The organism is Neisseria subflava, from assembly GCF_024205705.1.
Classification (GTDB): Bacteria; Pseudomonadota; Gammaproteobacteria; order Burkholderiales; family Neisseriaceae; genus Neisseria; species Neisseria subflava_D.
Genome location: NZ_CP073115.1, coordinates 2,248,043 through 2,270,819, shown reverse-complemented (window position 1 = coordinate 2,270,819; position 22,777 = coordinate 2,248,043). Strand labels below are relative to the sequence as shown.

Annotated in this window: 33 protein-coding genes, 1 pseudogene and 1 CRISPR repeat array; of the genes and pseudogenes, 31 read left to right on the top strand and 3 right to left on the bottom strand. The window is 43.9% G+C overall.

The annotated features are described in order from the left end of the window. Nucleotides 1–3: 3 nt before the first annotated feature. The 31 genes and pseudogenes from fusA to rplQ all read left to right on the top strand — a co-directional run bounded on the left by fusA (nt 4) and on the right by rplQ (nt 17,379). A complete protein-coding gene (fusA, locus tag KCG54_RS11015) occupies nt 4–2,109 on the top strand; it encodes an elongation factor G (RefSeq protein WP_036491326.1) in 2,106 nt (701 codons plus the stop codon). A gap of 85 nt (nt 2,110–2,194) precedes the next feature. Then, complete coding sequence (gene tuf / locus KCG54_RS11010) at nt 2,195–3,379, top strand: elongation factor Tu (protein WP_004520187.1); 1,185 nt, start codon at nt 2,195–2,197, stop codon at nt 3,377–3,379. A gap of 17 nt (nt 3,380–3,396) precedes the next feature. Next, complete coding sequence (gene rpsJ, locus KCG54_RS11005) at nt 3,397–3,708, top strand: 30S ribosomal protein S10 (protein WP_002642322.1); 312 nt, start codon at nt 3,397–3,399, stop codon at nt 3,706–3,708. A gap of 251 nt (nt 3,709–3,959) precedes the next feature. Next, entirely contained in the window at nt 3,960–4,604 is a 645-nt protein-coding gene (rplC, locus tag KCG54_RS11000; protein ID WP_004464584.1) for a 50S ribosomal protein L3, read from the top strand. Then, nucleotides 4,604–5,224: a 50S ribosomal protein L4 gene (rplD, locus tag KCG54_RS10995; RefSeq protein WP_003684798.1), complete on the top strand. Its 621-nt coding sequence runs from the start codon at nt 4,604–4,606 to the stop codon at nt 5,222–5,224. The genes rplC and rplD overlap by 1 nt, the downstream gene beginning before the upstream one ends. Continuing rightward, entirely contained in the window at nt 5,221–5,535 is a 315-nt protein-coding gene (gene rplW, locus KCG54_RS10990; protein ID WP_003749274.1) for a 50S ribosomal protein L23, read from the top strand. Before rplD ends, rplW begins: the two co-directional genes overlap by 4 nt. 5 nt (nt 5,536–5,540) lie before the next feature. Then, nucleotides 5,541–6,374 carry a 50S ribosomal protein L2 gene (gene rplB / locus KCG54_RS10985; protein WP_003684813.1) on the top strand — a complete coding sequence of 278 codons (834 nt, stop codon included), beginning with the start codon at nt 5,541–5,543 and terminating at the stop codon, nt 6,372–6,374. Between the two features lie 5 nt (nt 6,375–6,379). Next, a complete protein-coding gene (rpsS, locus tag KCG54_RS10980) occupies nt 6,380–6,658 on the top strand; it encodes a 30S ribosomal protein S19 (RefSeq protein WP_002215422.1) in 279 nt (92 codons plus the stop codon). An 8-nt stretch (nt 6,659–6,666) separates the two neighbouring features. Next, on the top strand, nt 6,667–6,996 hold the full coding sequence (gene rplV / locus KCG54_RS10975; RefSeq protein ID WP_003749277.1) for a 50S ribosomal protein L22: 330 nt from the start codon (nt 6,667–6,669) through the stop codon (nt 6,994–6,996). A gap of 9 nt (nt 6,997–7,005) precedes the next feature. Continuing rightward, nucleotides 7,006–7,698, top strand: coding sequence for a 30S ribosomal protein S3 (gene rpsC / locus KCG54_RS10970; protein WP_063069244.1), 693 nt, complete (start codon nt 7,006–7,008; stop codon nt 7,696–7,698). Next, nucleotides 7,682–8,098 carry a 50S ribosomal protein L16 gene (gene rplP, locus KCG54_RS10965; RefSeq protein WP_003675880.1) on the top strand — a complete coding sequence of 139 codons (417 nt, stop codon included), beginning with the start codon at nt 7,682–7,684 and terminating at the stop codon, nt 8,096–8,098. Before rpsC ends, rplP begins: the two co-directional genes overlap by 17 nt. Then, on the top strand, nt 8,098–8,289 hold the full coding sequence (gene rpmC / locus KCG54_RS10960; protein ID WP_003684705.1) for a 50S ribosomal protein L29: 192 nt from the start codon (nt 8,098–8,100) through the stop codon (nt 8,287–8,289). The genes rplP and rpmC overlap by 1 nt, the downstream gene beginning before the upstream one ends. Beyond that, nucleotides 8,289–8,552, top strand: a complete 264-nt coding sequence (rpsQ, locus tag KCG54_RS10955) for a 30S ribosomal protein S17 (protein WP_003684766.1) — start codon at nt 8,289–8,291, stop codon at nt 8,550–8,552. The genes rpmC and rpsQ overlap by 1 nt, the downstream gene beginning before the upstream one ends. A gap of 227 nt (nt 8,553–8,779) precedes the next feature. Then, the gene (rplN, locus tag KCG54_RS10950) at nt 8,780–9,148 is read left to right on the top strand and encodes a 50S ribosomal protein L14 (protein ID WP_002215434.1); all 369 of its coding nucleotides are present in this window, start codon (nt 8,780–8,782) and stop codon (nt 9,146–9,148) included. Between the two features lie 11 nt (nt 9,149–9,159). Continuing rightward, nucleotides 9,160–9,482: pseudogene (rplX, locus tag KCG54_RS10945) on the top strand (50S ribosomal protein L24). A 9-nt stretch (nt 9,483–9,491) separates the two neighbouring features. Then, nucleotides 9,492–10,031 carry a 50S ribosomal protein L5 gene (rplE, locus tag KCG54_RS10940; RefSeq protein ID WP_003684750.1) on the top strand — a complete coding sequence of 180 codons (540 nt, stop codon included), beginning with the start codon at nt 9,492–9,494 and terminating at the stop codon, nt 10,029–10,031. A 2-nt stretch (nt 10,032–10,033) separates the two neighbouring features. Then, complete coding sequence (gene rpsN, locus KCG54_RS10935; protein WP_003684736.1) at nt 10,034–10,339, top strand: 30S ribosomal protein S14; 306 nt, start codon at nt 10,034–10,036, stop codon at nt 10,337–10,339. A gap of 14 nt (nt 10,340–10,353) precedes the next feature. Further along, the gene (rpsH, locus tag KCG54_RS10930) at nt 10,354–10,746 is read left to right on the top strand and encodes a 30S ribosomal protein S8 (RefSeq protein ID WP_003684738.1); all 393 of its coding nucleotides are present in this window, start codon (nt 10,354–10,356) and stop codon (nt 10,744–10,746) included. Nucleotides 10,747–10,759: 13 nt separating this feature from the next. Next, on the top strand, nt 10,760–11,293 hold the full coding sequence (rplF, locus tag KCG54_RS10925) for a 50S ribosomal protein L6 (RefSeq protein WP_004464590.1): 534 nt from the start codon (nt 10,760–10,762) through the stop codon (nt 11,291–11,293). Between the two features lie 13 nt (nt 11,294–11,306). Then, the gene (gene rplR, locus KCG54_RS10920; RefSeq protein ID WP_003749287.1) at nt 11,307–11,660 is read left to right on the top strand and encodes a 50S ribosomal protein L18; all 354 of its coding nucleotides are present in this window, start codon (nt 11,307–11,309) and stop codon (nt 11,658–11,660) included. 17 nt (nt 11,661–11,677) lie between these two features. Further along, nucleotides 11,678–12,196, top strand: a complete 519-nt coding sequence (rpsE, locus tag KCG54_RS10915; RefSeq protein WP_003684704.1) for a 30S ribosomal protein S5 — start codon at nt 11,678–11,680, stop codon at nt 12,194–12,196. Then, entirely contained in the window at nt 12,189–12,374 is a 186-nt protein-coding gene (gene rpmD, locus KCG54_RS10910) for a 50S ribosomal protein L30 (RefSeq protein WP_003684808.1), read from the top strand. Before rpsE ends, rpmD begins: the two co-directional genes overlap by 8 nt. A gap of 1 nt (nt 12,375) precedes the next feature. After that, complete coding sequence (gene rplO, locus KCG54_RS10905; protein ID WP_254324184.1) at nt 12,376–12,810, top strand: 50S ribosomal protein L15; 435 nt, start codon at nt 12,376–12,378, stop codon at nt 12,808–12,810. Nucleotides 12,811–12,823: 13 nt separating this feature from the next. Continuing rightward, nucleotides 12,824–14,128, top strand: a complete 1,305-nt coding sequence (secY, locus tag KCG54_RS10900) for a preprotein translocase subunit SecY (RefSeq protein ID WP_254324183.1) — start codon at nt 12,824–12,826, stop codon at nt 14,126–14,128. Nucleotides 14,129–14,132: 4 nt separating this feature from the next. Next, nucleotides 14,133–14,351 (top strand): translation initiation factor IF-1, encoded by a 219-nt coding sequence (gene infA, locus KCG54_RS10895; RefSeq protein ID WP_003684714.1) that lies wholly within the window; start codon nt 14,133–14,135, stop codon nt 14,349–14,351. A gap of 18 nt (nt 14,352–14,369) precedes the next feature. Further along, complete coding sequence (gene rpmJ, locus KCG54_RS10890; RefSeq protein ID WP_003697674.1) at nt 14,370–14,483, top strand: 50S ribosomal protein L36; 114 nt, start codon at nt 14,370–14,372, stop codon at nt 14,481–14,483. A gap of 67 nt (nt 14,484–14,550) precedes the next feature. Then, nucleotides 14,551–14,913, top strand: coding sequence for a 30S ribosomal protein S13 (gene rpsM / locus KCG54_RS10885; protein ID WP_003749295.1), 363 nt, complete (start codon nt 14,551–14,553; stop codon nt 14,911–14,913). A 19-nt stretch (nt 14,914–14,932) separates the two neighbouring features. Then, entirely contained in the window at nt 14,933–15,328 is a 396-nt protein-coding gene (gene rpsK / locus KCG54_RS10880) for a 30S ribosomal protein S11 (protein ID WP_002216249.1), read from the top strand. Between the two features lie 19 nt (nt 15,329–15,347). After that, nucleotides 15,348–15,968, top strand: a complete 621-nt coding sequence (rpsD, locus tag KCG54_RS10875) for a 30S ribosomal protein S4 (protein WP_003749296.1) — start codon at nt 15,348–15,350, stop codon at nt 15,966–15,968. Nucleotides 15,969–15,993: 25 nt separating this feature from the next. Beyond that, on the top strand, nt 15,994–16,980 hold the full coding sequence (locus KCG54_RS10870) for a DNA-directed RNA polymerase subunit alpha (RefSeq protein ID WP_003684706.1): 987 nt from the start codon (nt 15,994–15,996) through the stop codon (nt 16,978–16,980). 24 nt (nt 16,981–17,004) lie between these two features. Beyond that, on the top strand, nt 17,005–17,379 hold the full coding sequence (gene rplQ, locus KCG54_RS10865) for a 50S ribosomal protein L17 (protein ID WP_039862272.1): 375 nt from the start codon (nt 17,005–17,007) through the stop codon (nt 17,377–17,379). Nucleotides 17,380–17,478: 99 nt separating this feature from the next. Next, nucleotides 17,479–17,911: direct repeats of the CRISPR family, unit length 36 nt; unit sequence GTTGTAGCTCCCTTTCTCATTTCGCAGTGCTACAAT. A 63-nt stretch (nt 17,912–17,974) separates the two neighbouring features. Here the strand turns inward: rplQ and cas2 are convergent. From cas2 to cas9, 3 genes are all read right to left on the bottom strand, one after another. After that, entirely contained in the window at nt 17,975–18,301 is a 327-nt protein-coding gene (gene cas2, locus KCG54_RS10860) for a CRISPR-associated endonuclease Cas2 (RefSeq protein ID WP_254324182.1), read from the bottom strand. After that, nucleotides 18,294–19,208, bottom strand: a complete 915-nt coding sequence (gene cas1, locus KCG54_RS10855; RefSeq protein ID WP_254324181.1) for a type II CRISPR-associated endonuclease Cas1 — start codon at nt 19,206–19,208, stop codon at nt 18,294–18,296. The genes cas2 and cas1 overlap by 8 nt, the downstream gene beginning before the upstream one ends. A gap of 66 nt (nt 19,209–19,274) precedes the next feature. Beyond that, complete coding sequence (gene cas9, locus KCG54_RS10850; RefSeq protein ID WP_254324180.1) at nt 19,275–22,520, bottom strand: type II CRISPR RNA-guided endonuclease Cas9; 3,246 nt, start codon at nt 22,518–22,520, stop codon at nt 19,275–19,277. Nucleotides 22,521–22,777 lie beyond the last annotated feature (257 nt).

Here is a 22,777-nt window from a genome sequence, read left to right as displayed (position 1 = left end):
AAAATGGCTCGTAAGACCCCTATCAGCCTGTATCGCAATATCGGTATTTCTGCCCATATTGACGCGGGTAAAACAACCACAACAGAACGTATTTTGTTCTATACAGGTTTGACTCATAAATTGGGCGAAGTGCATGACGGCGCGGCTACTACCGACTACATGGAACAAGAGCAAGAGCGTGGTATTACCATTACTTCTGCTGCTGTGACTTCTTATTGGTCTGGTATGGCGAAACAGTTCCCTGAGCACCGTTTCAACATCATCGACACCCCGGGACACGTTGACTTTACTGTAGAGGTAGAGCGTTCTATGCGTGTATTGGACGGCGCGGTAATGGTTTACTGTGCAGTAGGCGGTGTTCAACCTCAATCTGAAACCGTATGGCGTCAAGCTAACAAATACCAAGTACCTCGCTTGGCATTTGTAAACAAAATGGACCGTCAAGGTGCCAACTTCTTCCGCGTTGTTGAGCAAATGAAAACCCGTTTGCGCGCAAACCCAGTACCTATCGTGATTCCGGTTGGTGCGGAAGATAGCTTCAGCGGTGTTGTTGACCTGTTGAAAATGAAATCCATTATTTGGAATGAAGCCGATAAAGGTACAACCTTTACCTATGGCGATATTCCTGCTGAATTGGTTGAGACTGCCGAAGAATGGCGTCAAAACATGATTGAAGCCGCAGCAGAAGCCAGCGAAGAATTGATGGACAAATACTTGGGCGGTGATGAGCTGACTGAAGAAGAAATCGTAGGCGCATTGCGTCAACGTACTTTGGCCGGTGAAATTCAACCAATGTTGTGCGGTTCAGCATTCAAAAACAAAGGTGTTCAACGTATGTTGGACGCAGTTGTAGAATTGCTGCCTGCTCCTACCGACATTCCTCCAGTTCAAGGTGTTAACCCTAACACTGAAGAAGCCGACAGCCGTCAAGCCAGCGATGAAGAGAAATTCTCTGCATTGGCGTTCAAAATGTTGAACGATAAATACGTTGGTCAGTTGACTTTTATCCGCGTTTACTCTGGTGTGGTGAAATCCGGTGATACCGTATTGAACTCTGTAAAAGGTACTCGCGAACGTATCGGTCGCTTGGTGCAAATGACTGCTGCAGACCGTACTGAAATTGAAGAAGTACGCGCTGGCGACATCGCAGCCGCTATCGGTCTAAAAGACGTTACTACTGGTGAGACCTTGTGTGCAGAAAGCGCACCTATCATCTTGGAACGCATGGAATTCCCTGAGCCGGTAATCCATATTGCCGTTGAGCCGAAAACCAAAGCCGACCAAGAGAAAATGGGTATCGCCCTGAACCGTCTGGCGAAAGAAGACCCTTCTTTCCGCGTTCGTACAGACGAAGAATCCGGTCAAACCATTATTTCCGGTATGGGTGAGCTGCACTTGGAAATTATTGTTGACCGTATGAAACGCGAATTCGGCGTGGAAGCAAACATCGGTGCGCCTCAAGTGGCTTACCGTGAAACCATCCGCAAAGAAGTTGAAGCTGAATACAAACATGCCAAACAATCTGGTGGTAAAGGTCAATACGGTCACGTTGTGATCAAAATGGAACCTATGGAACCAGGTGGTGCGGGTTACGAATTTATCGATGAAATTAAAGGTGGTGTGATTCCTCGCGAATTTATTCCGTCTGTCGATAAAGGTATTCGCGATACTTTGCCTAACGGTATCGTTGCCGGTTACCCAGTTGTTGACGTTCGTGTACGTTTGATTTTCGGTTCTTCGCATGATGTTGACTCTTCACAACTGGCCTTCGAATTGGCAGCTTCTCAAGCCTTTAAAGAAGGTATGCGTAAAGCCAATCCAGCTCTGTTGGAACCAATCATGGCAGTTGAGGTGGAAACACCTGAAGAATACATGGGTGACGTAATGGGCGACTTGAACCGTCGTCGTGGCGTTGTATTGGGTATGGATGATGACGGTATCGGTGGTAAGAAAGTTCGTGCCGAAGTACCTCTGGCAGAAATGTTCGGTTACTCAACCGACTTGCGTTCTGCAACCCAAGGTCGCGCTACTTACTCCATGGAGTTCAAAAAATACGCTGAAGCTCCTGCTCACGTAGCTGCTGCTGTAACTGAAGCCCGCAAAGGCTAATCAGAAAAGGCCGTCTGAAACTGAAAATAAATTTTCAGACGGCCATTGTTCTTTAATCGATCTTTATATGTAAAGGAATTAGCTCATGGCTAAGGAAAAATTTGAACGTAGCAAACCGCACGTAAACGTTGGCACCATCGGTCACGTTGACCATGGTAAAACCACTCTGACTGCTGCTTTGACTACTATTTTGGCTAAAAAATTCGGTGGCGCTGCAAAAGCTTACGACCAAATCGACAACGCTCCTGAAGAAAAAGCTCGTGGTATTACCATTAATACCTCACACGTAGAATACGAAACTGAAACCCGTCACTACGCACACGTAGACTGCCCGGGCCACGCCGACTACGTTAAAAACATGATTACCGGTGCTGCCCAAATGGACGGTGCAATCTTGGTATGTTCCGCAGCTGACGGTCCTATGCCTCAAACTCGCGAACACATCCTGTTGGCTCGCCAAGTAGGTGTACCTTACATCATCGTATTCATGAACAAATGCGACATGGTTGACGATGCCGAGCTGTTGGAACTGGTTGAAATGGAAATCCGTGACTTGTTGTCAAGCTACGACTTCCCAGGCGACGACTGCCCAATCGTACAAGGTTCTGCACTGAAAGCTTTGGAAGGTGATGCTGGTTACGAAGAAAAAATCTTCGAATTGGCTGCTGCTCTGGACAGCTACATCCCAACACCTGAGCGTGCTGTGGACAAACCTTTCTTGTTGCCTATCGAAGACGTATTCTCTATCTCTGGTCGTGGTACAGTAGTAACTGGTCGTGTAGAGCGCGGTATCATCCACGTTGGTGACGAGATCGAAATCGTAGGTCTGAAAGAAACTCAAAAAACCACTTGTACCGGTGTTGAAATGTTCCGCAAACTGCTGGACGAAGGTCAAGCAGGTGACAACGTAGGTGTATTGCTGCGTGGTACTAAACGTGAAGACGTAGAGCGTGGTCAAGTATTGGCTAAACCAGGTACTATCACTCCTCACACCAAGTTCAAAGCAGAAGTATACGTACTGAGCAAAGAAGAGGGTGGTCGTCACACTCCATTCTTCGCTAACTACCGTCCACAATTCTACTTCCGTACTACTGACGTAACTGGTGCAGTTACTTTGGAAGAAGGCGTAGAAATGGTAATGCCAGGTGAGAACGTAACCATTACTGTAGAACTGATTGCGCCTATCGCTATGGAAGAAGGTCTACGCTTTGCGATTCGCGAAGGTGGTCGTACCGTAGGTGCGGGTGTGGTTTCTTCTGTAATCGCTTAATTGAGGGATATTGATAAATGGCAAACCAAAAAATCCGTATCCGCCTGAAAGCTTATGATTACAGTCTGATTGACCGTTCTGCGCAAGAAATCGTTGAAACTGCCAAACGTACTGGCGCTGTTGTTAAAGGTCCGATTCCTTTGCCAACTAAAATCGAACGTTTCAACATCTTGCGTTCTCCTCACGTGAACAAAACTTCTCGTGAACAATTGGAAATCCGTACCCACTTGCGTCTGATGGACATCGTGGACTGGACTGACAAAACTACTGATGCACTGATGAAACTGGATCTTCCAGCGGGTGTAGATGTAGAAATTAAAGTTCAATAAGAACTGAAAAACCGAACAGCTTAGCTGTTCGGTTTTTTATAGAATTCTTAGGCCGTCTGAAAATTTTCAGATATTTGGCAACACTTCATCCGAAAGAAATGACGGTTTTAAGAAGTTAAATTGAAATTTTTGTTGATATTTCTTTGATTTGTCAATTATAATGGCGGACTTGGTACATCCGTATCAAGTTTAACTTTGTCTGAAAGGCAGGCCAATCGTAGCCCGCCCCTTTACTTAAAAGGAAAATAATCATGACTTTAGGTCTGGTTGGACGCAAAGTTGGTATGACTCGCGTGTTCGACGAACAGGGTGTTTCTGTTCCGGTAACTGTTTTGGATATGTCTGCCAACCGCGTTACACAAGTGAAATCCAAAGATACTGACGGCTACACTGCTGTACAAGTTACCTTTGGTCAGAAAAAAGCCAATCGTGTCAACAAAACTGAAGCCGGTCACTTTGCTAAAGCAGGTGTTGAAGCTGGTCGCGGTTTGGTTGAGTTTGCTTTGACTGAAGAAAAACTGGCTGAATTGAAAGCCGGTGATGAAATTACCGTTTCTATGTTTGAAGTTGGTCAATTGGTAGATGTAACCGGTACCTCTAAAGGTAAAGGTTTCTCTGGTACGATCAAACGTCATAACTTCGGTGCTCAACGTACTTCCCACGGTAACTCCCGTTCTCACCGTGTTCCTGGTTCTATCGGTATGGCACAAGACCCTGGTCGCGTGTTCCCTGGTAAACGTATGGCAGGTCAATACGGTAACACTAAAGCAACTGTTCAAAAATTGGAAGTTGTACGTGTTGATGCTGAACGCCAACTCTTGTTGGTTAAAGGTGCTGTTCCGGGTTCGGTTAACAGCGACGTCGTGGTTCGTCCTAGCGTGAAAGTAGGTGCGTAATGGAATTGAAAGTAATTGACGCTAAAGGACAAGTATCTGGCAGCTTGGCTGTTTCTGATGCTTTGTTTGCTCGCGAATACAATGAAGCTCTGGTTCACCAACTGGTTACTGCTTACTTGGCAAATGCCCGTTCTGGTAATCGTGCTCAAAAGACTCGTGCCGAAGTAAACCACTCTACTAAAAAACCATGGCGCCAAAAAGGTACAGGTCGTGCTCGTTCCGGTATGACTTCTTCTCCGCTGTGGCGTAAAGGTGGTCGTGCATTCCCAAACAAACCTGACGAAAACTTCACTCAAAAAGTGAACCGTAAAATGTACCGTGCCGGTATGGCGACTATTTTGTCCCAATTGGCTCGTGATGAACGTTTGTTTGCAATCGAAGCATTGACTGCTGAAACTCCTAAAACCAAAGTTTTTGCCGAACAAGTGAAAAACTTGGGTTTGGAGCAAGTTCTGTTTGTAACTAAACAGCTCGACGAGAATGTTTACTTGGCTTCACGCAACTTGCCTAACGTATTGGTTTTGGAAGCTCAACAAGTTGATCCTTACAGCTTGCTGCGTTACAAAAAAGTCGTTATCACTAAAGATGCAGTTGCACAATTAGAGGAGCAATGGGTATGAATCAACAACGTTTGACTCAAGTAATCTTGGCACCTATCGTTTCTGAAAAAAGCAACGTATTGGCTGAAAAACGTAACCAAATGACGTTTAAAGTTTTGGCAAATGCAACCAAACCTGAAATTAAAGCAGCAGTTGAGTTGCTGTTCGGTGTTCAAGTTGCAGACGTTACTACTGTTACCATTAAAGGTAAAATTAAACGTTTTGGTCGCACTTTAGGTCGTCGCAGCGATGTTAAAAAGGCTTACGTAAGCCTGGCTGCCGGTCAAGAGTTAGATTTGGAAGCCGCTGCTGCAGCTGCAGATAAGGAATAAACAAAATGGCAATCGTTAAAATGAAGCCGACCTCTGCAGGCCGTCGCGGCATGGTTCGCGTGGTAACAGAAGGTTTGCACAAAGGTGCACCTTATGCACCTCTGTTGGAAAAGAAAAATTCTACTGCCGGTCGTAACAACAATGGTCATATCACTACCCGCCATAAAGGTGGCGGCCATAAACACCATTACCGTGTTGTAGATTTTAAACGTAACAAAGACGGTATCCCTGCAAAAGTAGAGCGTATCGAATATGACCCTAACCGTACTGCATTTATCGCACTGTTGTGCTATGCAGATGGTGAACGTCGCTACATTATTGCTCCTCGTGGTATTCAGGCCGGTGCAGTATTGGTTTCCGGTGCTGAAGCTGCTATCAAAGTAGGTAACACTCTGCCGATTCGCAATATTCCAGTTGGTACAACTATTCACTGTATCGAAATGAAACCAGGTAAAGGTGCACAAATTGCCCGTTCAGCTGGTGCTTCTGCGGTATTGCTTGCAAAAGAAGGTGCTTACGCTCAAGTTCGTTTGCGTTCTGGTGAGGTGCGCAAAATTAGCGTAAATTGCCGTGCAACTATCGGTGAGGTTGGTAACGAAGAACAAAGCCTGAAAAAAATTGGCAAAGCTGGTGCTAACCGCTGGCGTGGTATTCGTCCGACCGTTCGTGGTGTTGTCATGAACCCTGTCGATCACCCACATGGTGGTGGTGAAGGCCGTACTGGTGAAGCTCGCGAACCGGTTAGCCCATGGGGTACTCCTGCTAAGGGCTACCGCACTCGTAATAACAAACGCACGGATAACATGATTGTTCGTCGTCGTTACTCAAATAAAGGTTAATTAGTATGGCTCGTTCATTAAAAAAAGGCCCATATGTAGACCTGCATTTGCTGAAAAAAGTAGATGCTGCTCGTGCAAGCAACGACAAACGCCCAATTAAAACTTGGTCACGTCGTTCTACCATTTTGCCTGATTTCATTGGTCTGACTATCGCTGTACACAACGGCCGCACTCACGTGCCTGTGTTTATCAGTGACAACATGGTTGGTCATAAATTAGGTGAGTTCTCATTGACCCGTACCTTTAAAGGCCACTTGGCCGATAAAAAGGCTAAAAAGAAATAAGGTGAATCATGAGAGTAAGTGCACAACATAAAAATGCCCGTATTTCAGCTCAAAAAGCTCGTTTGGTAGCTGATTTGATTCGTGGTAAAGACGTTGCCCAGGCTTTGAATATCTTGGCATTCAGCCCTAAAAAAGGTGCTGAGCTGATTAAAAAAGTATTGGAATCAGCAATCGCTAATGCCGAGCACAACAATGGTGCTGACATTGACGAACTGAAAGTGGTAACTATCTTTGTTGACAAAGGCCCAAGCTTGAAACGTTTCCAAGCTCGTGCCAAAGGTCGCGGTAACCGCATCGAGAAACAAACTTGTCATATTAACGTGACAGTGGGCAACTAAGGAAAAGCTATGGGACAAAAGATTAATCCTACAGGCTTTCGCCTGGCGGTAACTAAAGACTGGGCTTCAAAATGGTTTGCTAAAAGCACCGACTTTTCTACTGTTTTGAAACAAGATATTGATGTTCGTAACTACTTGCGTAAAAAACTGGCTAATGCTTCAGTTGGTCGCGTAGTGATCGAGCGTCCTGCTAAATCTGCACGTATTACCATTCACTCTGCTCGTCCAGGTGTGGTTATTGGTAAAAAAGGTGAGGATATTGAAATCTTGAAGCGTGACTTGCAAACTCTGATGGGTGTGCCTGTTCATGTAAATATTGAAGAGATTCGTCGTCCTGAATTGGATGCACAAATCATTGCTGATGGTATTGCCCAGCAGCTTGAAAAACGCGTCCAATTCCGTCGTGCTATGAAACGTGCAATGCAAAATGCAATGCGTTCTGGTGCCAAAGGCATCAAGATCATGACTTCAGGTCGTCTGAATGGTGCTGATATCGCTCGTAGCGAATGGTACCGTGAAGGTCGTGTGCCTTTGCATACTTTGCGTGCGAACGTAGATTATGCAACTAGCGAAGCGCACACTACTTATGGTGTACTGGGTCTGAAAGTTTGGGTTTATACAGAAGGTAATATTAAATCTTCTAAACCTGAACATGAGAAGAAACAAAGAAAGGCAGGTGGACGTAATGCTGCAGCCAACTAGACTGAAATATCGCAAGCAACAAAAAGGCCGTAACACCGGTATTGCTACTCGCGGTAACAAAGTAAGTTTCGGTGAGTTCGGTTTGAAAGCCGTAGGCCGTGGTCGTTTGACTGCCCGCCAAATCGAAGCTGCTCGTCGTACTATGACTCGTCATATTAAACGTGGCGGTCGCATTTGGATTCGTGTATTCCCTGATAAACCAATTACTGAGAAACCTATCCAAGTTCGTATGGGTGGCGGTAAAGGTAATGTGGAATATTACATTGCTGAAATTAAACCAGGCAAAGTATTGTACGAAATGGACGGTGTTCCTGAGGCTTTGGCTCGTGAAGCATTTGAATTGGCCGCTGCCAAATTGCCTATTCCTACAACCTTTGTAGTAAGACAGGTGGGTCAATAATGAAAGCAAATGAATTGAAAGACAAATCTATTGAGCAATTAAACTCTGATTTGTTGGACTTGTTGAAAGCTCAGTTTGGCTTACGCATGCAAAATGCAACCGGTCAGTTGGGTAAATCTAGCGAGTTGAAACGTGTACGTCGCGATATTGCTCGTATTAAAACCATTTTAACTGAAAAAGGTGCTAAGTAATGAGCGAAGCTAAAAATGTTCGTACTTTGCAAGGCAAAGTGGTAAGCGACAAAATGGACAAAACTGTTACAGTATTGGTTGAGCGTAAAGTTAAACACCCTCTGTACGGTAAAATTATTCGTTTATCAACTAAAATCCATGCTCATGATGAAAACAATCAATATGGCATTGGTGATGTAGTGGTAATCGAGGAATCTCGTCCTTTGTCAAAAACCAAGTCTTGGGTTGTAAAAGAATTGGTTGAGAAAGCGCGTACTGTTTGATTTAAAACACAGTAATGTGGCTTAATAAGAAACGAAGTCTTGCAGCAAAGTTAATTTGCGTGTAAACTTCGTTTCTTATCTTCCAGCTTCTTATGGAAGTTTCTCTCCCTTCGGGATCCAAGACTGGTTTACTAGAACCGTGATGGTTTCATTTAATAAGCAGCTTAAAGTAAGGTGCGAGTTATATGAAAGTGGTAAATTAAGTTGGTTAATTTAAAGGTACTAATATGATTCAAATGCAGACCATCTTAGATGTGGCTGATAACTCTGGTGCGCGTCGCGTAATGTGCATCAAAGTATTGGGCGGATCTAAGCGTCGCTACGCTTCTGTTGGCGACATTATTAAAGTTGCAGTTAAAGATGCAGCCCCACGTGGTCGTGTCAAAAAAGGTGATGTATACAATGCGGTAGTTGTTCGTACTGCTAAGGGTGTGCGTCGTCCTGATGGTGCGTTAATTAAATTCGATAACAATGCTGCTGTGTTGTTGAATAATAAACTTGAACCTCTGGGTACTCGTATTTTTGGTCCGGTAACCCGTGAATTGCGTACTGAGCGATTTATGAAAATCGTTTCATTGGCGCCTGAAGTATTATAAGGAATAGCGCGATGAATAAAATCATTAAAGGCGATCAGGTTGTAGTGATTACCGGTAAAGATAAAGGCAAGCAAGGTCAAGTAGTTCGAGTGTTGGGTGATAAAGTTGTTGTTGAGGATGTTAATGTTGTGAAACGTCATCAAAACCTAATCCAATGCGTGGTATTGAGGGTGGCATTATTGCTAAAGAAATGCCTTTGGATATTTCTAATATTGCAATCCTGAATCCGGAAACTAATAAAGCAGACCGTGTTGGTATTAAGCTGATTGAAAATGAAGGCAAAGTTAAACGCGTTCGTTTCTTCAAATCAAATGGCTCTATCATTGGAGCATAAGGAGATAACATGGCTCGTTTGAGAGAGTTTTATAAAGATACAGTTGTTCCTGAATTGGTTAAACAATTTGGTTACAAATCAGTAATGGAAGTTCCACGTATTGAAAAAATCACCTTGAATATGGGTGTGGGTGAAGCTGTTGCTGATAAAAAAGTTATGGAACACGCTGTTTCTGATTTAGAGAAAATTGCTGGTCAAAAACCAGTTGTGACTGTTGCTCGTAAATCTATCGCTGGTTTTAAAATCCGTGATAACTATCCAGTTGGTTGCAAAGTAACATTGCGTCGTGATCAAATGTTTGAATTTTTAGATCGTTTGATTACTATTGCATTGCCTCGCGTACGTGACTTCCGTGGTGTAAGCGGTAAATCATTTGATGGTCGTGGCAATTACAATATGGGCGTTCGCGAGCAAATTATTTTCCCGGAAATTGAATACGATAAAATCGATGCTTTGCGTGGTTTGAATATTACTATTACAACTACTGCAAAAACTGATGAAGAAGCGAAAGCTTTGTTGTCACTGTTCAAGTTTCCGTTTAAAGGATAATCATGGCTAAGAAAGCACTTATTAATCGTGAACTGAAACGTCAAGCATTGGCGAAAAAGTTTGCAGCTAAACGTGAGGCAATTTTCGCTGTTATTAATGATGCTAATGCGACTGAAGAAGAACGTTTTGAAGCACGTTTGAAATTTCAATCCATTCCTCGTAATGCAGCACCTGTACGTCAACGTCGTCGTTGTGCTTTAACAGGTCGTCCTCGTGGCACTTTCCGTAAATTTGGTTTGGGCCGTATTAAAATCCGTGAAATCGCTATGCGTGGCGAGATCCCTGGTGTTGTTAAAGCTAGCTGGTAATAGGAGTATAAATAATGAGTATGCATGATCCTATTTCCGATATGTTGACTCGTATTCGCAATGCGCAACGTGCTAATAAAGCAGCAGTTGCCATGCCTTCCTCTAAACTGAAATGTGCAATTGCAAAAGTTCTGAAAGAAGAAGGTTATATCGAGGATTTTGCGGTTTCTGCTGATGCAAAACCGGTATTGGAAATTCAATTGAAATACTATGCAGGTCGTCCTGTGATTGAGCAAATTAAACGTGTTTCACGTCCAGGTTTGCGTATTTACAAAGCATCAAGTGAGATTCCTAGCGTAATGAATGGCCTGGGTGTCGCTATTGTTAGTACTTCTAAAGGTGTAATGACTGATCGCAAAGCCCGTTCTGAGGGTGTGGGTGGTGAGTTGTTGTGCATCGTAGCCTAGTGGAGAAAAGTAAATGTCACGCGTCGCAAAAAACCCAGTGACTGTTCCTGCTGGTGTAGAAGTAAAATTCGGAACAGATGCATTGGTTATCAAAGGTAAAAATGGCGAATTGTCTTTTCCTTTGCATTCCGATGTTGCTATTGAACTGAACGATGGTAAATTGACTTTTGCTGCAAAAAATGACAGTAAACAGGCTAATGCTATGTCTGGTACTGCTCGTGCATTGGTTAATAACATGGTTAAGGGTGTTTCTGAAGGTTTTGAGAAAAAACTTCAATTGATTGGTGTGGGTTATCGTGCCCAAGCTCAAGGCAAAGTTTTGAACTTGTCTTTGGGTTTCTCTCATCCAATCGTATACGAAATGCCTGAAGGTGTTTCTGTTCAAACTCCTAGCCAAACAGAAATCGTTTTGACTGGTGCAGATAAACAAGTGGTTGGCCAAGTCGCTGCTGAAATTCGTGCATTCCGTTCTCCTGAGCCTTATAAAGGTAAAGGTGTTCGTTATGTAGGTGAAGTAGTAGTGATGAAAGAAGCCAAGAAAAAATAATTGAGGTTCACTAATGGATAAACATACAACCCGACTCCGTCGTGCACGCAAAACCCGTGCGCGTATTGCGGACTTGAAAATGGTAAGATTATGTGTGTTCCGCAGCAATAATCATATTTATGCTCAAGTAATTAGTGCTGAAGGTGATAAAGTATTGGCTCAAGCCTCTACATTGGAAGCTGAAGTACGTAGTAGCCTGAAATCAGGTAGCAACGTTGAAGCAGCGGCTGTAGTTGGTAAGCGTATTGCTGAAAAAGCTAAAGCAGTGGGTGTTGAAAAAGTTGCTTTTGACCGTTCAGGTTTCCAATATCACGGTCGTGTGAAAGCTTTAGCTGAAGCTGCACGTGAAAATGGTTTAAGCTTCTAATATTTGGAGACTTTCAGATGGCAAAACATGAAATTGAAGAACGCGGTGACGGCCTGATTGAAAAGATGGTCGCAGTTAATCGCGTGACTAAAGTAGTTAAAGGTGGCCGTATCATGGCTTTCTCTGCACTGACTGTTGTTGGTGATGGTGATGGTCGCATCGGTATGGGCAAAGGTAAATCAAAAGAAGTACCAGTTGCTGTTCAAAAAGCAATGGATCAAGCTCGACGCTCTATGATTAAAGTACCTTTGAAAAATGGTACTATTCATCATGAGGTTATTGGCCGTCATGGTGCTACTAAGGTATTTATGCAACCTGCTAAAGAAGGTAGCGGTGTAAAAGCTGGTGGTCCAATGCGTTTAGTATTTGATGCTATGGGTATCCATAACATTTCAGCTAAAGTACATGGTTCTACTAATCCTTATAATATTGTACGCGCTACATTAGACGGTTTGTCTAAACTGTATACCCCTGCTGATATTGCTGCTAAACGTGGCTTGACAGTAGAAGATATTTTGGGAGCTAACCATGACTGAGCAAAAAAAGATTAAAGTTACATTGGTTAAGAGCCTGATCGGTACAATTGAATCTCATCGTGCATGTGCTCGCGGTTTAGGTTTGCGCCGTCGTGAACATACTGTAGAGGTTTTGGATACCCCTGAAAACCGTGGCATGATCAATAAAATCAGCTACTTGTTGAAAGTGGAGTCTTAATATGTTTTTGAATACTATTCAACCTGCTGAGGGTGCTACTCACGCTAGTCGTCGTGTAGGCCGTGGTATTGGTAGCGGCTTGGGTAAGACAGGTGGTCGTGGTCATAAAGGTCAAAAAAGCCGTTCTGGTGGCTTCCACAAGGTAGGTTTTGAAGGCGGTCAAATGCCTTTGCAACGTCGTCTGCCGAAACGTGGTTTCAAATCTTTGACTGCAGCCGCTAATGCTGAAGTTCGTTTGAGTGAATTGAATCTGATTGCTGTGAACGAGATTGATGTCTTGGTTCTTAAACAAGCTGGTCTGATTCCTGCAACTGCTTCTAATGTAAAAGTTATTACTTCTGGTGAAATCTCAAAAGCAGTTACCTTGAAAGGTGTAAAAGCTACTAAAGGTGCTAAAGCTGCTATTGAAGCTGCCGGTGGTAAAGTAGAAGAATAAGGCTTGCACTACAGTGGCTAATCAACAATCTTTATCAGGATTATCCAAATTTGGTGATCTGAAAAAACGTCTGGTGTTCCTTTTAGGTGCTTTAGTCGTTTTCCGTATTGGTGCTCATATACCGGTACCGGGCGTAGATGCTGTTGCATTAGCTAAGTTATACGAAGGCGCTGCAAACGGCATATTCGGAATGTTAAATATGTTCTCGGGTGGTTCGTTGGAGCGCTTTAGTATATTTGCAATTGGTATCATGCCTTATATTTCATCGTCGATTATTGTTCAGCTTGCTTCTGAAATTGTTCCTTCTTTAAAAGCTTTAAAGAAGGAAGGTGAGGCTGGTAGGAAAATAATTACGAAATATACTAGGTATGGGACGGTATTATTGGCTGTATTGCAAAGCTTTGGTGTTGCAACATTTGTTTATCAACAAGGTGTTGTTGTAACGAGTTCGCTTGAGTTTCATATTTCTACAGTAGTCTGTTTGGTTACAGGTACTATGTTTCTGATGTGGTTAGGGGAGCAAATTACCGAGCGTGGTATTGGTAATGGTATTTCTTTGATCATTACCGCAGGCATTGTATCGGGTATCCCATCCGGTTTAGTTCAGTTATTAACTTTGTCTGAACGTTCTATGTTGATGGCAGTATTAATTGTGATTGGTATTTTGCTGTTGATCTATGCTGTAGTTTATTTTGAGAGTGCTCAGCGTAAAGTTCCTGTACATTATGCGAAGAGACAGTTTGGCTCGGGAATGATGTCAGGACAAAGCATTCATATGCCATTTAAGCTAAATATGGCGGGTGTTATTCCCCCCATTTTTGCTTCCAGTATCATTTTGTTTCCATCTACACTTTTAGGTTGGTTTGGTTCCAATAATACAAATTCAGTTTTATATCAGATTGCCGCTCAACTACAGCATGGTAAGACTTTATTTATCGTATTATTTGCGTCAACAATCATTTTTTTCTGCTATTTCTATACTGCTTTAGTATTCAGTCCTAAAGAGATGGCAGAAAATTTGAAGAAGAGTGGTGCATTTGTGCCAGGTATACGACCAGGTGAGCAAACATCTAGGTATTTGGAAAAAGTGGTACTAAGGCTGACATTGTTTGGTGCTTTGTACATTACTACAATCTGTCTGATACCTGAAATTTTAACAACTGCATGGAATGTTACTATCAATTTCGGTGGTACATCTTTGCTTATTTTGGTCGTTGTTACAATGGATTTTAGGACGCAAATTAATTCATACATAATGAGTAGTCAGTATGAAGACTTGATGAGTCGTCCAGATATGAAATCTTTGTCACGTAAGTAGGCTTATGGCTAAAGAAGATACCATACAGATGCAGGGTGAAATCCTTGAGACTTTGCCCAATGCAACATTTAAAGTAAAACTGGAAAATGATCATGTAGTACTTGGTCATATATCTGGCAAAATGCGGATGCATTATATCCGTATTTCTCCAGGTGATAAGGTAACAGTTGAATTAACTCCTTATGATTTAACCCGTGCTCGGATTGTTTTCCGAGCAAGATAAACGATAAAAGGAAATAAAATGCGTGTACAACCTTCTGTAAAGAAAATTTGTCGCAATTGCAAGATTATTCGTCGTAATCGTGTAGTTCGCGTAATTTGTACTGACCCACGTCACAAACAACGTCAAGGTTAAGAAGCTAGTTTTCTTAACTATTGATTTTGTGGTATAGTGACATACTTTGCCCTAAAAAGGAAAAAATATGGCTCGTATTGCAGGGGTAAATATCCCTAATAATGCCCATATCGTAATTGGCCTTCAGGCTATTTATGGTATTGGTGCGACTCGTGCTAAATTGATTTGTGAGGCAGCAAATATTGCTCCTACTACTAAAGCAAAAGATTTGGACGAGGCTCAATTAGACGCTTTGCGTGAGCAAGTTGCTAAATATGAAGTTGAAGGCGATTTGCGTCGTGAAGTAACGATGAGCATTAAACGATTGATGGATATGGGTTGCTATCGCGGCTTCCGTCATCGTCGTGGCTTGCCTTGTCGTGGTCAACGCACTCGCACAAATGCTCGTACCCGTAAAGGTCCGCGCAAAGCGATTGCCGGTAAGAAATAAATTTTAAGGAATTTGATTAATGGCTAAAGCAAACACAGCTTCGCGTGTACGTAAAAAAGTACGTAAAACCGTAAGCGAAGGTATTGTGCACGTTCATGCATCTTTTAACAATACCATCATTACAATCACTGACCGTCAAGGCAATGCATTGTCTTGGGCTACCTCTGGCGGCGCTGGTTTTAAAGGTTCTCGTAAAAGTACACCATTTGCAGCACAAGTTGCAGCAGAAGCAGCTGGTAAAGTTGCCCAAGAGTATGGCGTTAAAAATTTAGAAGTCCGCATTAAAGGCCCTGGCCCTGGTCGCGAATCTTCTGTACGTGCTTTAAACGCTCTTGGTTTCAAGATTACCAGCATTACTGACGTTACCCCGTTGCCTCATAACGGTTGCCGTCCGCCTAAAAAACGTCGTATTTAATATTGGAGTGATTTAAAACATGGCACGTTATATTGGCCCTAAATGTAAATTAGCACGTCGCGAAGGTACGGATCTGTTTTTGAAGAGTGCACGTCGCTCTTTGGATTCAAAATGTAAAATGGATTCTGCACCTGGTCAGCACGGTGCGAAAAAACCACGTTTGTCAGACTACGGTTTGCAATTGCGTGAAAAACAAAAAATCCGTCGTATTTATGGCGTGTTAGAACGCCAATTCCGTCGTTACTTTGCGGAAGCTGATCGTCGTAAAGGTTCTACCGGTGAATTGCTGTTGCAATTGCTGGAGTCCCGTTTGGACAATGTCGTTTATCGTATGGGTTTTGGCTCTACCCGCGCTGAAGCACGTCAATTGGTTTCTCATAAAGCTATCGTTGTAAACGGTCAGGTTGTTAATATCCCTTCTTTCCAAGTTAAAGCAGGCGATGTTGTAGCTGTTCGTGAAAAAGCTAAGAAACAAGTACGTATCCAAGAGGCATTGAGCTTGGCTACTCAAATTGGCTTACCAAGCTGGGTATCTGTTGATGCCGACAAATTGGAAGGTGTATTCAAAAATATGCCGGATCGCTCAGAATTGTCTGGCGATATTAATGAACAGCTGGTGGTAGAGTTCTACTCTAAATAATGCTAGCTCAATGAGGGACAGTTAAATGCAAAATAGCACAACCGAATTTTTGAAACCTCGTCAAATCGATGTAGATACCTTGTCTTCTACTCGAGCTAAGGTGTCTATGCAGCCATTTGAGCGTGGTTTTGGTCATACTTTAGGTAATGCTTTGCGTCGTATCTTACTGTCATCCATGAATGGCTTTGCCCCAACTGAAGTAGTTATTTCCGGCGTATTGCACGAATACTCTACTATTGATGGTGTTCAGGAGGATGTTGTTGACGTTCTCTTGAACATTAAAGGTATCGTATTCAAGCTTCACGGTCGTAACCAAGTTCAGTTGACTTTGAAAAAAACAGGTGCCGGTGCAGTTGTAGCCGGTGATATTGATTTGCCACACGATGTGGAAATTATCAATCCTGAGCATGTTATTTGCCACTTGGCTGACAATGGCCAAATTGACATGGAAATTAAAGTAGAGCAAGGTCGTGGTTATCAATCTGTTTCAGGCCGTCGCGTATTGCGTGATGAGAACAAACAGATTGGTGCGATTCAGTTGGATGCGAGCTTTTCGCCCATCAGTCGTGTTAGCTTTGAAGTTGAACCTGCACGCGTAGAGCAACGCACGGATTTGGATAAATTGGTTTTAGATATTGAAACCAATGGTTCTATTGATCCGGAAGAGGCTGTACGTAGTGCCGCACGTATCTTAATTGACCAAATGTCTATTTTTGCAGATCTGCAAGGTACTCCGGTTGAAGAGGTTGAAGAAAAAGCGCCTCCTATCGATCCTATCTTGCTGCGTCCTGTAGATGATTTGGAATTAACCGTACGTTCAGCTAATTGTCTGAAAGCTGAAGATATTTACTATATTGGCGATTTGATTCAACGTACTGAAACCGAGCTTCTCAAGACCCCTAATTTGGGTCGTAAATCTTTGAATGAGATCAAAGAAGTGTTGGCCTCTAAAGGTCTGACATTAGGTTCTAAATTAGAAGCTTGGCCGCCTGTAGGCTTAGAAAAGCCGTAAGTTTGAAGATTAAAGGATAATGACATGCGTCATCGTAATGGCAACCGCAAATTAAACCGTACTAGCAGCCACCGTGCTGCGATGCTGCGCAATATGGCGAATTCCTTGTTGACTCACGAAACCATCGTGACAACTTTGCCTAAAGCAAAAGAATTGCGCCGCGTAGTTGAGCCCTTGATTACCTTGGGTAAAAAACCTTCTTTGGCAAACCGTCGTTTGGCTTTTGACCGCACTCGCGATCGTGATGTTGTAGTTAAATTGTTTGACGAATTGGGTCCACGCTTTGCTGCTCGTAACGGCGGCTATATTCGTGTACTGAAATACGGTTTCCGTAAAGGCGACAATGCTCCTTTGGCATTGGTTGAATTGGTTGATAAAGCAGCTGATTCTGCTGAATAAGCAAATTAATATGAAAGCACTACCTGTTTAGGTGGTGCTTTTTTATTTGGATAGACCCTTTATCATTGCAGAGTTACAATCCGCCTCGTGTCAATAACTGTTGTAGCTCCCTTTCTCATTTCGCAGTGCTACAATTTGCGGTTTGAATCTGTCTAACGCCGTTCTCGTTGTAGCTCCCTTTCTCATTTCGCAGTGCTACAATAAATCAATCTATTAAATACGCTTCATACCAGTTGTAGCTCCCTTTCTCATTTCGCAGTGCTACAATCCGCAACCGCATCCATCACTTCAACTTCATGTTGTAGCTCCCTTTCTCATTTCGCAGTGCTACAATGTAAAAAGCAGAATATGAAAGTGTGGGTGAGTTGTAGCTCCCTTTCTCATTTCGCAGTGCTACAATAACAGCCACTTTATATAAACCCCGTTTTATGTTGTAGCTCCCTTTCTCATTTCGCAGTGCTACAATATATCGATTTCCGCTTCAAACGGCAAAGGGGTTGTAGCTCCCTTTCTCATTTCGCAGTGCTACAATACCCCAACGGGAAACCCTTATCATGTAAGGGTTTCCCGTTTTATTTTGTCTAAAAAAATGAGCTTAAAATAATAATAGTTGGTCGGAATTTACTCTTTTTTCTTGGGTTTTCAGCTCTCCCAACAGCAGTTTCATGGTGGCATATTGCTTTTCTGTTACTTCCAAACAGCGGATTGAGCCTTCTTGCGGTAGGTTTTCACATAGTCTATTGTGGTGTTTTTGCAACGAATCTCGACCTTTGACAATACGGCTGTATACGGAAAGTTGGAGCATTTGGTATCCATCTTTTAATAGAAACTGGCGGAATTGATTGGCGGTTTTGCGCTTTACCGCTGTGGTGACCGGTAGGTCGAAGAAGACGATAATCCTCATAAATTTGGCCTCACTCATATTGGTATTCTTTCAATGGCAAGATTTCAGGCAGTTTTAGCTGTTTGGCGTTTTTGTCGGTTACGCTGGCTTGAAATGAAGAAATCATTTTGTCGATGGCAGCCAAGGTGCTGAAATGTTGCCGTTCGATGCAGATTTGACAGTGAAGGGTCTGGATAAGGTTTTGTTTGAGATTGGAGGTCAGATCAGTTTTCAGACGGCCTTGTTCATGCAAATGTATAACGACCAGATCGGCCAATGGACGTAAGGGTTCGATAAAGTCATCGGCGAGGTTGAATGGATTTAGTTCGCTTCTATGAAACAAGCCTAATGCAGGCAACCAGCCATATAAGGTCAGGGCGCGTGCAACTGCTGCACGGAGCACGGCGTAGGTGTAATTCAATGCGGCATTGACGGCATTATTGTCATTACGGGTAAACTTTTCCCCAAAGAGGGCTTGGAAGTAGAGGGCGGCAGCTTGGGCTTCACGGTTTCCTGTATCGCCTGAACGGACTTCGACTGCCAAAGTGCGCAGCCGTTTGGCTGCAAGATCATTGCCTGTTTCGTCCGCGACAAATGCTTGATTCAGGATTTTTTGGCGGACGATATGTTGCCAGAATTGCTTTTTTAAGGGTTCGCTTATATTCAGCTGCAGCTTGAGGATTTTAAGTTGGCGGTGATATTGGGCATAAGGCAGCCATTGTCCGCAGGGCAGGAACTGCTCGTCACATGTCAGCAGGGTTGAGCCATGTTCGGCTAAGGCTGACAGAAGCGGGGCGGTAATCAGGGTTTCGCGGTTTTCGATGATGATAACGGCGATGTCTTCTAATGGTACGGTGTGGGACTCACCGTTTTGTTGAATCAGCAGTTGCCGGCGTTGCAAAGATAGTTTGCCGCCGTTTTGAATAAGCAGGCTGCGCCAAGTCATGTTTTTCCCCTTATTTTTATATAAAAAATCCCTGCTTCAAGCCGTCTGAAACAGGGATAGATTAATTTAACGGACAGGTGGGCGTTTTTTCAGACGGCATGGTCTGATTTCTTTGCCCAGTTCGTCGATTTGGTATTTTTGGAATAAAAGAGCGGTTTTAATTCCGATTCGATATATACCGTCTTTACCTTTAGTTTTATCTAAATCATGTGAACGCAAAGAAATGTTGCCAGTAGAACGATCTAATCCAGAAAAATAGCCGAAGAAAGTTTCTTTTTTAAGTTCAGCTTTAATCAGATCATTCGCATAAAGTACAAACTTAAACTCAAAACTATCATCCATTACCGTCCAATCTTCTTCATCTTTTCCTTGTACAACAGCCCTATCCGGCAAAATCCCTTTTGCGACCTGCCAACTGTAAATCGGGATCAGATAATACTTGCCGCCTTTCTCAAACACATCTACGCGCACCATGGTTGCGTTGTCGGCAATGCCGTTATGGTTGCGCACCCATACGCCGGTTTTCTGTACTTGCTCTACGCGTACGGCTTTTACCTGTTGGGTGCGGTTGCCTGCTTTATCGTATTTGTAAAACGGCTCGGCAAAGGCTTTGGCAGGATCGTCTTTATGTGCTTCCAAACGTGCTTTCAGTCCTTCGTATAGCTTAGGTTCGCGCTCCCGATTGACCATTTTTTCCAAGTCTTTCAGTTTTAACTGTGTCAGCGGTACGCGCAACACGCTGATGCCTTCGTCCAGTCGCTTGGCGGATTTGACGGTCTCCATATGGCCTTGCCCGCTCATCTTCCGATTGGGCGCGCGTGAAACAAACAGTGGCGTAACGTATTCGTGCACGGCTTCGGGACGAGATGATAATTTTTCTGTGAGTAGGGTACGCAGTTTTTCGGGGGTATCCGCTTCTTCAAATTCGGGTTTTCCGTCAGGTTTGCCGAAGACGCGAATCATGACTTCTTGTGCGAAAAATTCCCAAGGTTGCGGGAAGTGTGCTTTTTGATGCAGCACTTCTCCTGTTTCTTTATCTATGGTTTTCCCGTCAAACGCGTTCATCTCTTTATGGTGTACAAAATGGGTAATTTTCTGCTGCATGGCAACGGTTGAGCAGGCAACGACGACGGCGTCCAAGGCGTGATGGCGGTCGTTTTCCGCACGCACTTTGCGTAATCCCCAAAAGCCGCGCAACAGATTGGTAATTTGTCCGTTGGATGCAAAGACACGTCTTTTCCCTTTACCTGTCAGCCGCATACGGTCGGCAATAAATTGGCACAGGAAACGGTTGACGTAGCGTGTATCGTTCAGATTGCGTTCTTTAAAGCCATCTTCGTCGAATTTTTGCAGCAGAATCCGTTGTTTTTTACTGCGTGGGAAACGGCTGGTCTCGACACGCGCTTTAAATTCCTGCCATTCGCGGCTGTTGTCTTTGCCGTTGAAGTATTCGTAAGGGGTTTGGTTGCCTTTGTTTTGGTTTTCGCTGCCCAATACCAGCACTTTATTGTTGAAACTGTCGTCCCATGTGCGCGAGAACGGCAGGGCATGGTCGATTTCGACATAGCCTTTTTCGTTCAGACGGCCTAAGTTGATTTCTTTGCCCGAATACAGGCATTTGCCGTGTTGTTGCTCGTACAGGCGCAGTTTCAGAATATCTTTGGATTTGGGTTCGCCGACAAAATTGGGGAAATACTCTCGGAATTTGGCGGCTGCTTTTTCCCGGTCTTTACGGTTTTCTTCTTGGCGTTTTTCGATTTCTTTGCGGTCTTTAAACGATTTGCCTACTTCCCTTGCCGTTTCAATATGGATACGCGCAGGGGAGCCGTAACGACGTACAACGGCGTTAATGACCTTACGTGCTTGAGATAAGGCGCGCAAGACGACGGGGTTGCGGATTTCGTCGGCGGGAATCGGCGGCAGATAAATCTCTTCTTCCGTATTTTTCTTGCCGTAATGGTCTCCGTAGATTTCGGCGCAGGCTTCATCGTAACGTTTGCCTTGTTCCATTAGAGGCACAATTCTGCGCAATGCTTTCAAGGAAATTTGGACGAACTTATCGAAGCTGATGTGTTTCAACAGCGCTTCTAAGATTTCGGGCTGAACACGGTCTTTCAGACGGCCTGTAATGTCTTCATCGGTTTTGAATAGGGAGAATGCCGTGCCGATTTCGTCTTGTAATTCGGGAGAAAGGTTTAACGGGGATTTTTTGTCTTTCAATCCTTCTTTTTCCAGTGCACGGCTGATGGCATGGTAGGCCTTCATTTCCATCAATGTTGAGGCTTCGGCATTGTCTTTACCATAGCGCAAGCCTTTGAAAAAGGCGGTATCTTCTAAACCCAGCAGCTTACGGGCTTGTGCGTAAGTCAGTTTGGATTTTCTGTATGGCTCGTCCATAAGCGTGGCGCGTTCGGTATCGGTCAATGGCCGCTCGCTGCCTTGCTCTAAAATACGCAGGTTGTTCAGCTTGGTCAGCCAGATGAAACGTTCGGCTGTGTAGGTGTTTTTAGCGGCTTTCGGCTCTGCCGGCTCAAAGGTGCAATGTCCCAACATTTTTTGAACGGCATCACCGGACAGGGCAGGGCGTTGCGTCATCAGCAGGGTTTCAATACCTTCTTTAAGGCCGTCTGAAACATGCGGATTACCGAATTCTTTTTGTTTTTCAAACAGTAAATTCAGCTCTGCCTGCAAATCTTTGCGGCTGAACGTATGCGAATAATCGCCGCGCTGGTTGCGGATATGGCCGCTTTCTTTTTCAAATTTATTTAAAGCCAATTCGGCCGGTGTGCGGAAATCGCCTGTCTGTAAGGTATGGGCATTGTCGGCTACGCCTTTAAGCAAAGCGCCAAGCTCCTTATCGGCAGTTTCGCCCTCGTTTTTTCTTTGCGACAAATAGCCGCGGTGTTTGATTAAATGCAACAAGACTGCCGACCACTCTAAAGGCGTCAGTTTGCGGTCTAATGCGGCTGCGCGAAGTTGCCATGGTGTATTCGGTAAGGATTTGATCAAGCCGTTTTCATCAAAATCGGCAGCCTGTAATACGCCTTCGCGTTTCAATAGGCGACGGGCTCGAAGTAGGCGGTGGGCGCGACGGCGGGTCAGGCGGCGGACGCTGCGTGCTAAGCGTCTTACCGCTGCGAGAGAGTCGCCTGTTTTTGGTACTTCGGCCCGCTCAAATACGCGCACGCCCAAATCAATCAGGCGTATGGGGTTTTCTTCTTCGTCAATTTCTACCATCGCCCAGCCGACGGATGCGATGCCGATATCGAGGCCGAGGACGTAGTTGATTGGATTGGGTTTGAATGCAGCCATCAGTTTCTCCGTAATGTGATGTTTGGTAAGTATAAATATATCCCAGGTAAGTATTACCATGCAAATGAAATACTTGACTAGGTACCGATTTGGAATTAGAATCTGTCCATATTGTTGCACTGCGAAATGAGAAACGTTGCTACAATAAGGCCGTCTGAAAAGATGTGCCGCAACGCTCTGCCCCTTAAGGCTTCCGCTTTAAGGGGCATCGTTTTGTCTAAATGGCAGGGATTAAAAAGGCCGTCTGAAATTTCAGA